Genomic DNA, 11,395 nt, shown 5'->3' with positions numbered 1-11,395 from the left:
CTACTGCCTTCTTGGCGGGAGCGGCTTTCTTTGCCGGTGCTGCTGCCTTCTTGGCGGGTGCGGCCTTCTTCGCTGCTACTGCCTTTTTGGCGGGAGCGGCTTTCTTTGCCGGTGCTGCTGCCTTCTTGGCAGGTGCAGCCTTCTTCGCTGCTACTGATTTTGTAGGTGCAGCTTTTTTCGCTGGGGTCGCCTTCTTAGCGGCTGGTTTTTTCGCAGTTGCCATCATGTTCTCCTTGGGTCAATTTGCAAAGAGCACTTCCTGTCTGCAGTGGACACGAAGCGATCCATGGCGATGGAGAAATCCCCATCGCCATGAACACGGGAACGCCCTGCACCGCAACGCACTGCAGCGCTGCTTGTGGTGGTCGGCGTGGTGTAAAAATCCATGGTGGTGTGTTGCGAAAAGGCGCTAGTCCCAGGACAGCGCACCACCGGACTGGTATTCAATAACCCGGGTCTCGAAGAAGTTGCGTTCCTTCTTGAGGTCAATCATCTCGCTCATCCACGGGAACGGGTTTTCTTCATTGGGAAACAGGGTCTCCAGCCCGATTTGTGTGGCACGGCGGTTGGCGATGTAACGCAGGTATCCCTTGAACATCGATGCATTCATGCCCAGCACGCCGCGCGGCATGGTGTCTTCAGCGTAGCGGTACTCGAGTTCAACCGCCTTGAGGAACAGCGCCTTGATCTCGGCCTTGAATTCAGCGGTCCACAGATGGGGATTTTCCAGCTTGAGCTGGTTGATCAGGTCAATGCCAAAGTTGCAGTGCATCGACTCGTCGCGCAAGATGTACTGGTACTGCTCGGCGGCGCCAGTCATCTTGTTCTGGCGGCCCAGTGCAAGGATCTGTGTGAAGCCGACGTAGAAGAACAGGCCTTCCATCAGGCAGGCAAAAACGATCAGCGACTTGAGGAGCGTCTGGTCGGTTTCGGGCGTGCCAGTGTGGAAGTTCGGATCCATGATCGCCTCGATGAAGGGGATCAGGAACTGGTCTTTGTCGCGGATGGACTGGACTTCGTTGTACGCGTTGAAAATCTCGCTCTCATCCAGCCCCAGCGATTCCACGATGTACTGATAGGCGTGCGTGTGGATAGCTTCTTCAAAGGCCTGGCGCAGCAGGAACTGGCGGCACTCGGGCGCCGTGATGTGGCGATAGGTGCCCAGCACGATGTTGTTGGCAGCCAGCGAGTCTGCCGTGACAAAGAAGCCCAGGTTGCGCTTGATGATGCGGCGTTCGTCATCGGTCAGGCCATTGGGGTCCTTCCACAACGCGATGTCGCGCGTCATATTCACTTCCTGAGGCATCCAATGGTTGGCGCAGGTGGCCAGGTATTTTTCCCAGGCCCACTTGTATTTGAACGGGACCAGCTGATTGACATCCGTCTGCCCGTTGATGATGCGTTTGTCGGCGGCGTTCACGCGGCGTTGCGTGGCTGCGGCAGGTGTTGCGTGCGGTGCTGCAGAGGCCGTCATTGGTGCGTGCACTTCCTGCAGTGAGGGGGTTTGGAAAGGCAAAGGCGGCTGTCCCGCCGGGTGGCTTTGGTTCAGTCCACCGTCCAGTTGATTTTGCGATGAGGGCTTGACTTCTTCGTCCCAGGTCAACATAGATTTTCCAGTGTTCGGATTATGAAAGCAGTGCTGCGAAAAGAAAAGCACTGAAGCGTTGTGCAGCAAGGATTTGTTGCTTCACAGCACATGCGCGACACCTCGGAAGAGCCCAAGGTGTCGCGTGCGAAGTTCTTATTGGCAGGCTTCGCAGCCGGGATCATCGATAGCGCAGAACTTGACGTCAGTAGCAGGCACTGCTGATGCTTGATGGGTGGCTTCAACAACTGCCGCATCGAGTGCGCTGGGTTTCGCTGCAACGGGCACCGACGCTGCCGATGCGCCACTGTCATTGCCCGATGAAACGGCATTGAGCTGGCGTGTATTCACGGTGCTCATTTCGACGTGTGTGGCGCTTTGTGTGCGCAGGTAATACGTGGTCTTGAGGCCACGGATCCAGGCCAGCTTGTAGGTGTCGTCGAGCTTCTTGCCCGATGCGCCGGCCATGTAGATGTTCAGGCTCTGCGCCTGATCAATCCATTTCTGGCGACGCGATGCGGCTTCCACCAGCCACTGCGGCTCGACTTCAAACGCTGTGGAGTACAGCGCCTTGATGTCCTGTGGCACCCGATCGATGGGGTGCAGCGAACCCTTGAAGTGCTTGAGGTCCATGATCATCACGTCATCCCACAGTCCCAGGCGCTTGAGGTCGCGCACCAGCCCACCGTTGATGACCGTGAATTCACCCGACAGGTTGGACTTGACCGACAGGTTGCCGAACGAAGGCTCGATCGAGGCATCAACGCCGATGATGTTGGAGATGGTGGCCGTGGGGGCAATGGCGACGCAGTTGGAGTTGCGCATGCCGTCCTGTGCAATTTTCTTGCGCAGGGCATCCCAGTCCAGGGTGGACGAGCGATCCACTTCCACATATCCGCCACGGGCCTGCGAGAGCATGTCCAGCGTGTCGAAAGGCAGGATGCCGCGATCCCACAGCGAGCCCTTGTAGCTGGAGTACTGGCCGCGTTCCCGGGCCAATTCGGTGGAGGCCCAGTAGGCGTAGTAGCAGATGGCCTCCATCGACTTGTCGGCGAATTCCACGGCCTCCTGCGAGGCGTAGGGAATGCGCAGTTCGTACAGGCTGTCTTGGAACGCCATGACGCCCAGGCCCACGGGGCGGTGGCGCAGATTGGAGTCGCGGGCCTTCTTGACGGCGTAATAGTTGATGTCGATCACGTTGTCGAGCATGCGCATGGCAACCGTGATGGTCTTCTTGAGCTTCTCGTGGTCGATCTGGCCGTCCTTGATGTGCTGCAGCAGGTTGACCGAACCGAGATTGCAGACGGCGGTTTCGGTGTCGCTGGTGTTGAGTGTGATCTCAGTGCACAGGTTGGACGAGTGCACCACACCAGCGTGCTGCTGGGGCGAACGCACGTTGCAGGCATCCTTGAAGGTGATCCAAGGATGGCCGGTCTCGAACAGCATGGTCAGCATCTTGCGCCACATGTCGGTGGCCTGCACCGTCTTGGCGGGTTTGATCTCGCCGCGCGCAGCCTTCTCTTCGTAGGCCACATAGGCCTTCTCGAAGTCGGCGCCGAACAGATCGTGCAGGTCGGGCACGTTGGAAGGGGAGAACAACGTCCAGGTGCCCTTTTCCATCACGCGGCGCATGAACAGGTCAGGGATCCAGTTGGCCGTGTTCATGTCGTGCGTGCGGCGGCGGTCGTCGCCGGTGTTCTTGCGCAGTTCCAGGAACTCTTCGATATCCAGGTGCCAGGTTTCCAGGTAGGTGCAGACGGCGCCCTTGCGCTTGCCGCCCTGGTTCACCGCCACAGCGGTGTCGTTGACCACCTTGAGGAAGGGCACCACGCCTTGCGATTCCCCGTTCGTGCCCTTGATGTGGGAGCCCAGGGCACGCACGCGGGTCCAGTCATTGCCCAGGCCGCCAGCAAACTTGGACAGCAGGGCGTTTTCCTTGATCGATTCGTAAATGCCATCCAGGTCGTCGGGCACCGTGGTCAGGTAGCAGCTGGACAGCTGCGAGCGCAGGGTACCGCTGTTGAACAGCGTGGGGGTGGACGACATGAAGTCGAAGGACGACAGCACTTCGTAGAACTCGATGGCGCGGGCCTCGCGGTCGGTTTCATTGAGTGCCAGGCCCATGGCTACGCGCATGAAGAACGCCTGGGGCAGTTCGATGCGGGTTTTCTTGACGTGCAGGAAGTAGCGGTCATACAGGGTCTGCAGGCCGAGGTAGTCGAACTGCAGGTCGCGCTCGGCCTTGAGCGCGGCGCCCAGGCGGTTCAGGTCATATTGCTTGAGCAGGCGCTCGTCCAACAGCTCGTTGTCCACCCCCTTCTGGATGAAGGCGGGGAAATAGTCCCTGTAGGCCTGACCCATGTCGCTCTGGGCGACCTCGCGTCCCAGCACTTCGCGCACGATGGTATGCAGCAGCAGGCGGGCCGTGGCATAGGTGTAGTCAGGGTCTTTTTCGATCAGGGTGCGGGCGGCGAGGATGGACGCCTTGTAGACCTCGTCCATGGGAACGCCGTCATACAGGTTGCGCATGGTCTCGGCGACGATGGGCGCGGCCTGGATGTCGGCGCCGAGGTTGGCGCAGGCCGATTCGATGAGCCCGTGCAGGCGCAGGATGTCCAGCTGCACGCGTTGGCCGTTGTCGATCACGTTCAAAATGGGGGTTGCGGGCGCGAGCTGTTCCTGGTGGTGAGCACGCTCTTGCGTGCGGCGCTCGCGGTACAGAACATAGGCCCGGGCGACTTCGTGGTGTTCGCCGCGCATCAGGCCCAGTTCAACCTGATCCTGCACGTCTTCAATATGGAAGGTGCCGCCACCGGGACGCGAGCGCATGAGGGCGCGGACCACATTCTGGGTGAGCGTGTCCACCACCTCGCGCACGCTGGCGGAAGCGGCGCCCTGCGTGCCGTGCACTGCCAGAAATGCCTTCATCATCGCCACCGCAATTTTTTGCGGCTCAAAGGGCACGACTGCTCCGTTGCGGCGAATGATCTGATAGTGCGCCAGCGAGTTACCCGCCTCCGCTGGTGCGGACTGGGTGTTTGGGGCCTCGGGGGAGGCGGCATGGGGCGTGGAAGGCGTGTTCAAAGCAGCTTGCATGGGGGGTCCTCTTCTGTGGGCTGTCTGGGGTGTGGTGCGCGGCCTGGATGCCATCGCAGCGTGTGAGTGGTGCGGCGGACTACTGTCTGGCGCACACTATATATGGTGTGTCACATGCATTCAAGACACTACCGGTAGTGTACCGTCGTATTGCCCTCAGAAAAACGAAACAGCATGTCAGCGGCGCCGCAGGGCCTTCTGCTGACCCCGCAGGAACCCGTTGCCCCTGCGGAAAAGCAGGACGAAAACCTCGCAAAGACAAGCGTTTCGAGCGGATTTTCTGCGCGAGGCCGCGTGGTGTCTGGGGACGCGACGATGTGCAAATGCACATAGAAAAAAGTCGCTGAATGTGGCGCTGCCACAGCGCCCTCAGCGGGCGGCTTGAATGTCAGGCCAGGTGGCTGCCGGAAAACGTTGCACGGGCCAGTTCAGTGCTTTTTGTACCTGCGCCCAATCGAAGCCGGAGCCTGGGTCCTGCTTGCGCCCGGGCGCGATGTGCTCATGCCCTGCGATGTGTTCAATGGGGTAGCGCTGTTCGATGTCCTGGCAGAGCGTTGTCAGGGTCTGGTACTGCGCGGGTTCGAACGCAAGCCCTTCAAGGCCTTCCAGTTCAATGCCAATCGAGTCATCGTTGCACTGGCTGCGGCCACGGTAGGCCGACTGGCCAGCATGCCAGGCCCGAAGATCACAGTCCACAAACTGCCAAAGGGCGCCGGTGCGGTCAATGAAGAAATGCGACGAAACGGCCAAACCACGGATGCTCTGGTAGTAGGGGTGTGCGTCCCAGTCCAGCGAGTTGGTGAATAGCTGTTGCACCGCATTCCCGCCATATGTGCCTGGCGGCAAACTGATGGAATGCACCACGATCAGGTCGATGGAGGAACTTGCCGGGGCAGGGCGCACACCATGGTTGGGGGATTCCAGCCTGGTTGCTGCACGGTGCCATCCACCGTCCCAAGGCGTTGATCTGCCTGGTGCCGCGTCAGCCGATCTCGTCATGCGGGTCCTGGTCATTGGGGACGGCGATGTTCAGCCGGGCGATGCGGTAGCGTATCTGGCGCAGGCTGATGCCCAGCCGGGCTGCGGTGGCGGTTCTGTTGAAACCCGCTTCGCGCAAGGCTCGTATCAGAATGTCCCGCTCCTGCTGGTCCAGCCAGGCCTGAAGGTCATTGGGCAGAGGGACCGAGCAGCCCGAGCTGGCGGCAGGCTGTGGTGGTTGATGGGCAGGCTGCGCCTCGGTGTGGTTGGGGGGGGGGGCGGCTGGCAGCGTCCGCGCCCCCAATGGGGTGGGGGTGCCAGAGGGCCAGTCCACATGCAGTTCGTCTCCGTCGCTGAGTGCCACGGCCCGGTGCAACAGGTTTTCCAGTTCGCGGACGTTGCCGGTCAGGGGATGTGCGGCAATGGCTTGGAGCGCATGCTCTGTCAGAGAAGGCACTGGCATGCCGGATTCCTGGGCGATGCGCGCCAGAAGTGCGGCACACAGCACAGGCAGATCTTCGCGCCGCTCGCGCAACGGGGGGATCACGATTTCGATCACGTTGAGCCGGTAATAGAGATCCTGGCGGAAGCGGCCCGATTGCACGTCGGCGGCCAGGTCGCGGTGTGTGGCGCTCACGATGCGCACATCCACGGTCTCCTCCTGGGTGGAGCCAAGAGGCCGTACGCTGCGCTCCTGGATGGCGCGCAGCAATTTGGACTGCATGGCCAAGGGAAGGTCACCGATTTCGTCCAGAAACAGCGTGCCGCCACGGGCTGCCTGAAAGTAGCCGTCCCGATCCTGGGTGGCACCGGTGTAAGAGCCTTTCCGGGCACCAAAAAATTCTGCCTCCAGCAGGTTTTCTGGGATGGCGCCGCAGTTCACGGCAACCAGGGGACCATCGGCACGCTGGCTGCTGGCATGCAGCGCTTGAGCAACCAGTTCCTTGCCCGTGCCGGATTCCCCATGAATCAGCACGGGCGCCATGCCCCGTGCCACCTTGGCCACGCGCTGCTTGACGTTGCGAATGGCCTCTGAGGTGCCCACCAGCCGGTCCAGTGCGGTGCCCGCCGCCAAGGGGTCTGCGCTGAACGCCCCCTGCCGACCCTGTACGCCGCCGGTGCGTGCGGCCCGGGGCGCGGGGACACCCCCGGTGCCTTGTACGGCCGATGCGACGACCGAGCGGAACTGCTTCAGATCCACGGGTTTGGTCAGATAGTCGAAGGCACCAGAGCGCAGGGCTTCCACGGCGTTCTCGGCGGAGCCATACGCTGTCATGACCACGCAGCGCTCGCGGCGCTGCTGGTCGCGCAGATCCTGCAGTAGTTCCATGCCGAAACCATCGGGCAGGCGCATGTCGGTGATGACGGCGTCAAAGCGGTGAGCCTTGAGCTGGTCGCGCGCCTCCTGGACGCTGGATGCGGTCTCCACCCGATAGCCTTCGCGCAGCAAGGTCAGTTCGTACAAGGTGCGCAGGTCGGGTTCGTCGTCCACGACGAGGATGGAAGCGGTAGGTGCGTTCATGGCAGGGCGTTTCAGACCACGATGGTGTCAAACAGCGTGGCAGCATCGGCAGGGCGTGTGGTGCGGCGAAAGCCGACGGTAAAGGCGTTGCCGCCCACCTCGCCCCGCAGGGTGGTGCGGGTCAGCCGCTGGTAGCTGATGGACGCTCCATGGCGCTGACACAACTCGCGGCAAATATAAAGGCCCAGGCCGCTGGAGCGGCTTTCGGAGGAAAAAAACGGTTCGAACAGGTGACGCTCCACGGACTTGTCCATGGGGGCACCGTCGCTCCAGACTTGCAGGCTGGTCTGGCCGGAGGGCAAGGTGCGGGTGGTCACCGTGAGGGAGTCAGGCTCCTGTCCCACATAGCGCAGGGCATTGTCCAGCAGGTTCACGAGCACGCGGCGCAGGTGTTCGGTGTCGAATTCCACCTGCGGATTGCCCGCTTCCAGCATCACTACCGCACGGCGCTGCACGGGGTCCTGGGCCTGCCAGTCATTCCATATTTGCGACACCGTTTCGTCCAGGGGCAAGGTGGACGCGGGCGCATGGCTGATCTGGTGCTGCACGCGGGCGATGTCCAGTACCTCCTCGGCAATGCGCGCGAGGCGGTCGGCGTTCTGCTGCACCATGTGGGCCAGGCGCTTGTGTGCCGGGTCGTGCAGGTCTTCTTCGAGCAAGGCATTGGCCTGTACGATGGCTGCCAGCGGGTTGCGAATCTCATGGGCCACGGCGGCGGACATGCGGCCCATGGCCGCCAGCTTTTCCGTGCGCAGGCGGGCCTCCATCTCGCGCAGGTCGTGCAGGAACATCACGCACAGGCGCTCGGTCTGCGTCTGCCGCGCTGCCTCGCGCGTCGAAGTCAACCACGTGCGTACATGCAGCCCGGTAGGGCTTTGTCCCGGGTGCAGGAGGTCTACGTCGGCGGTCTGGGGCTGTTCCTGGCGGAAGGTGCGCCGAGCCAGGATCACGAGCGGATTCCAGGGGGTCTCGGATGCCAGGATGAATGGCAGCTCGGGCAGCGAGGTACCCCCGAGCAAATGCAGCCCTGCGGGGTTTGCAATGCGCACAACATCGCTTTCGTCCACGACCAACACCCCATCGGTCAGGTTCTGGATGACCAGTGCGCTGACCTGCGTCTGCACGCGGGCAGCAACCTGGCTTTGCTGCGCCACTTCCTGCTCGCGCGCCAAGCGTGTTGCCAGTTGGTGCACAAGATAGCTCACGATGAAATAGCCTGTGCCAGTCAGCGCGCTTTGCAGGTAGCGCGGTGCGTCGTCGCCCGCAGTGCCCGAGCCGAGCCACCAGGCCCAGCCCAGCAGCAGCAGCGTGACGCCTGCTGTGGTGCCCAGTGCCAAGGTCAGCGTTCCCAGCACGGCTGCCATCAGGATGGGCAAGCCAAACAGGGGGGTGTAGTTCATGGTGCCCGCGTTCAGCAGTTGCAGGGCGACAATCGCTGCAAGGTCAACACCAATGGAGGGGAGCCACTGGGGGCCGGTCTTGGGTGAAGGCGGTCTGTGCCTGCCGAGCACGCGCAGCATGACGGCGGCCACCAGATAGGCCACACACACTGCCAGCACGGCGGGTTCGGTGGTCTGGTTGATGGCCTGCCCGGCCCCTTGCAGTACCAGCAGGGCCAGTGCGACCATGACGCGGCCTGTCAGAAAACCGCGCCACAGGCGCACAAATGGCGCATCCATGGTGGACGCAAAGGTGCTTGCGGACAGCGGTGGCATGGTCGGTTTCAGACCGGGCCCAGGCGCCGGTGTTCTGTGCAGCAGTAGGCTTGTTCGCCCACCATCAGTGCGTCTGCCTGCGGAATGTGAACGCCGCAGTGGGCGCAGGCCAGCATATTCTGCGGGAGGGCCAGCGGAGGTGCAGGCGTTTTGGAAGCGTTTGCCTCTGGCGCGCGTCGGCTGCGCCAGATACCGATGGCGATGGCCAGAACCACCAGCAAGACCAGGTATTTCATGCGCTGCGGCCCAGGACGACTTCCATGACAAAGCGGGAGCCCACATAGGCCAGCAACAGCAGCGCTGATCCGGCGTAGAGCACGCGCACGGCATTGCGTCCCCGCCACCCGAAGCGTGCTCGGCCCACCAGCAACGTGGCAAACGTGATCCAGGACAGCAGCGAGAACACGGCCTTGTGGTCCCACCGCCAGGCCCTGCCGTACAGCGTGTCACCAAACAGCCAGCCCGCCAGCAGCGTGGCAGTCAGCAGGATGAAGCCCGCCGTCACAAACCGGAAGGTCAGGCGCTCCAGCGTGAGCAGGGGGATGCCGCTGTGGGGATCTTCGGCCTGCCGGATGCGTTGCTCTGCCCGTGTCATCAGCCAGGCGTGCACCACGGCGGCGGCAAACAAGCCATAGCAGGCAATGCCCAGCGCCAGGTGCAGCGGCAGCCAGGCGGAAGCGGTCACATGCAGCGGCTGGCCCGGAAAGAGCATCGCCAGCACAATGGCAACCGCCCCCAGCGCTGCCAGTATCCAGCGTGACTGCATCTGCGGAAACAGCTGCCGCTCTACCGCGTACACCGTCAGCACCAGCCAGGCGGTCATCGACAAGGCGGGTGCAAAACCAAATCGGGGGGAATCGCCCCACAGGCCCCATACCAGCACGGCGCCATGCAGCAACCAGGCCACCAGCAGTGCATTGCGCGCCGCTGTAGCGCCCAGCCGCGAGGATGCGGCAGCCGGAACGGCGTATGCCACGGCAGCGGCCAGGGCCAGGAGCCAGCTGGCAGGGGAAGCACTGGGTAAAATCATGGATCGCAGTTTAGCCTTTCGCCCCACCGCCAGCACCCTGGCGCGCAGGCAACACCGGACATCTCCCCTATGGCCTCCGCCCTTACCGACAAACTCACGCGCCTCGTCAAGGAGATGCGTGGCCAGGCCCGCATCACCGAAACCAATGTGCAGGACATGCTGCGCGAGGTGCGCATGGCCCTGCTCGAAGCCGATGTGGCCCTGCCGGTGGTGCGCGATTTCATCGCCCGTGTCAAAGAGAAGGCCCTGGGCCAGGAAGTGCTGGGCTCGCTCAAGCCGGGGCAGACGCTGGTCAGCATCGTCAATCGTGAACTGGCCGCCACCATGGGCGAGGGCGTGGCTGACATCAACCTGGCCGCCCAGCCGCCCGCCGTGATCCTGATGGCTGGTCTGCAAGGCGCGGGCAAGACCACCACCACGGCCAAGCTGGCCAAGCACCTGATCGAAAAGCGCAAGAAGAAGGTGCTGACCGTGTCGGGCGACGTGTACCGCCCGGCCGCTATCGAGCAGCTCAAGACGGTGACCAAGCAGGCCGGTGCCGAATGGTTTCCCAGCACGCCCGACCAGAAGCCGCTCGACATCGCCCACGCCGCACTGGACTACGCCAAGAAGCACTACTTTGACGTGCTGCTGGTCGATACGGCGGGTCGCCTGGCCATCGATGAAGCCTTGATGAAGGAAATCAAGGACCTGCACGCCGCGCTGAACCCGGTCGAAACGTTGTTCGTGGTTGATGCCATGCAGGGCCAGGACGCGATCAACACGGCCAAGGCCTTCAAGGAAGCGCTGCCGCTCACTGGCATCGTGCTCACCAAGCTCGACGGCGATTCGCGCGGCGGCGCTGCGCTGTCCGTGCGCCAGATCACGGGCGCGCCCATCAAGTTTGCGGGGGTGTCTGAAAAGCTCGACGGCCTGGAGGTGTTCGATGCCGAGCGCCATGCAGGCCGCATTCTGGGCATGGGCGACATCGTGGCACTGGTGGAGCAGGTCACAGCCGGGGTGGACATGGAGGCCGCGCAAAAGCTGGCGGCCAAGGTCAAGAGTGGCGACGGGTTCGATCTGAACGACTTCCTGTCGCAGATCCAGCAGATGAAGCAGATGGGGGGGCTCTCCAGCCTGATGGACAAGCTGCCGTCTCAGCTGACTGCCAAGGCAGGCGCACTGGACATGGACAAGGCCGAGAAGGACATCAAACGCAAGGAGGGCATCATCCAGAGCATGACGCCGCTGGAGCGCCGCAAGCCCGAACTCATCAAGGCTACGCGCAAGAAGCGCATCGCCAACGGGGCGGGTGTGCAGGTGCAAGAGGTCAACCGCTTGCTCAAGGAGTTTGAGCAGATGCAGGGCATGATGAAGAAGATGAAGGGAGGCGGCCTGATGAAGATGATGAAGAAGATGGGCGGGATGAAGGGTATGGGCGGGGGCGGCATGCCCAAGATGCCTTTCTGAGCCCCCGGCGCTGAAATGCA

10 protein-coding genes are annotated in these 11,395 nt (G+C 62.5%); 1 reads left to right on the top strand and 9 read right to left on the bottom strand.

The annotated features are described in order from the left end of the window. From ACODS0_RS02880 to ACODS0_RS02840, 9 genes are all read right to left on the bottom strand, one after another. A partial coding sequence (locus ACODS0_RS02880) for a hypothetical protein (RefSeq protein ID WP_488832634.1) occupies positions 1-223 on the bottom strand: 223 nt, incomplete at its 3' end. Then, positions 223-387 (bottom strand): hypothetical protein, encoded by a 165-nt coding sequence (locus ACODS0_RS02875; protein ID WP_158603296.1) that lies wholly within the window; start codon positions 385-387, stop codon positions 223-225. The genes ACODS0_RS02875 and ACODS0_RS02880, both read right to left, overlap by 1 nt. A gap of 22 nt (positions 388-409) precedes the next feature. Further along, a complete protein-coding gene (locus ACODS0_RS02870; protein WP_488832630.1) occupies positions 410-1,606 on the bottom strand; it encodes a ribonucleotide-diphosphate reductase subunit beta in 1,197 nt (398 codons plus the stop codon). A 135-nt stretch (positions 1,607-1,741) separates the two neighbouring features. Further along, positions 1,742-4,681, bottom strand: coding sequence for a ribonucleoside-diphosphate reductase subunit alpha (locus ACODS0_RS02865; RefSeq protein WP_488832628.1), 2,940 nt, complete (start codon positions 4,679-4,681; stop codon positions 1,742-1,744). Between the two features lie 369 nt (positions 4,682-5,050). After that, positions 5,051-5,680 carry a 1,6-anhydro-N-acetylmuramyl-L-alanine amidase AmpD gene (ampD, locus tag ACODS0_RS02860; protein ID WP_488832626.1) on the bottom strand — a complete coding sequence of 210 codons (630 nt, stop codon included), beginning with the start codon at positions 5,678-5,680 and terminating at the stop codon, positions 5,051-5,053. Further along, entirely contained in the window at positions 5,664-7,181 is a 1,518-nt protein-coding gene (locus tag ACODS0_RS02855; protein WP_488832624.1) for a sigma-54-dependent transcriptional regulator, read from the bottom strand. The genes ampD and ACODS0_RS02855 overlap by 17 nt, the downstream gene beginning before the upstream one ends. Positions 7,182-7,192: 11 nt before the next feature. Then, positions 7,193-8,896, bottom strand: coding sequence for an ATP-binding protein (locus tag ACODS0_RS02850; protein ID WP_488832622.1), 1,704 nt, complete (start codon positions 8,894-8,896; stop codon positions 7,193-7,195). Positions 8,897-8,904: 8 nt separating this feature from the next. Further along, the gene (locus tag ACODS0_RS02845; RefSeq protein ID WP_121421116.1) at positions 8,905-9,132 is read right to left on the bottom strand and encodes a PP0621 family protein; all 228 of its coding nucleotides are present in this window, start codon (positions 9,130-9,132) and stop codon (positions 8,905-8,907) included. Continuing rightward, positions 9,129-9,926 (bottom strand): cytochrome C assembly family protein, encoded by a 798-nt coding sequence (locus ACODS0_RS02840; RefSeq protein ID WP_055395019.1) that lies wholly within the window; start codon positions 9,924-9,926, stop codon positions 9,129-9,131. The genes ACODS0_RS02845 and ACODS0_RS02840 overlap by 4 nt, the downstream gene beginning before the upstream one ends. A gap of 69 nt (positions 9,927-9,995) precedes the next feature. On the opposite strand from ACODS0_RS02840, the gene ffh reads away from it, so the two are divergent. After that, positions 9,996-11,375 (top strand): signal recognition particle protein, encoded by a 1,380-nt coding sequence (gene ffh, locus ACODS0_RS02835; RefSeq protein WP_121421114.1) that lies wholly within the window; start codon positions 9,996-9,998, stop codon positions 11,373-11,375. The last annotated feature ends 20 nt before the right edge of the window (positions 11,376-11,395 follow it).

It is taken from the genome of Acidovorax sp. FG60 (genome assembly GCF_057808995.1).
This window is presented reverse-complemented; position numbering and strand designations above follow the sequence as displayed.

Excerpts from the sequence above, each read along its gene's own strand:
- ACODS0_RS02865 (WP_488832628.1), bottom strand. The coding sequence starts at position 4,681 with ATGCAAGCTGCTTTGAACACGCCTTCCACGCCCCATGCCGCCTCCCCC.
- ACODS0_RS02870 (WP_488832630.1), bottom strand. The coding sequence starts at position 1,606 with ATGTTGACCTGGGACGAAGAAGTCAAGCCCTCATCGCAAAATCAACTG.
- ACODS0_RS02840 (WP_055395019.1), bottom strand. The coding sequence starts at position 9,926 with ATGATTTTACCCAGTGCTTCCCCTGCCAGCTGGCTCCTGGCCCTGGCC.
- ACODS0_RS02850 (WP_488832622.1), bottom strand. The coding sequence starts at position 8,896 with ATGCCACCGCTGTCCGCAAGCACCTTTGCGTCCACCATGGATGCGCCA.
- ffh (WP_121421114.1), top strand. The coding sequence starts at position 9,996 with ATGGCCTCCGCCCTTACCGACAAACTCACGCGCCTCGTCAAGGAGATG.
- ACODS0_RS02875 (WP_158603296.1), bottom strand. The coding sequence starts at position 387 with ATGGATTTTTACACCACGCCGACCACCACAAGCAGCGCTGCAGTGCGT.
- ACODS0_RS02845 (WP_121421116.1), bottom strand. The coding sequence starts at position 9,132 with ATGAAATACCTGGTCTTGCTGGTGGTTCTGGCCATCGCCATCGGTATC.
- ampD (WP_488832626.1), bottom strand. The coding sequence starts at position 5,680 with ATGACGAGATCGGCTGACGCGGCACCAGGCAGATCAACGCCTTGGGAC.
- ACODS0_RS02855 (WP_488832624.1), bottom strand. The coding sequence starts at position 7,181 with ATGAACGCACCTACCGCTTCCATCCTCGTCGTGGACGACGAACCCGAC.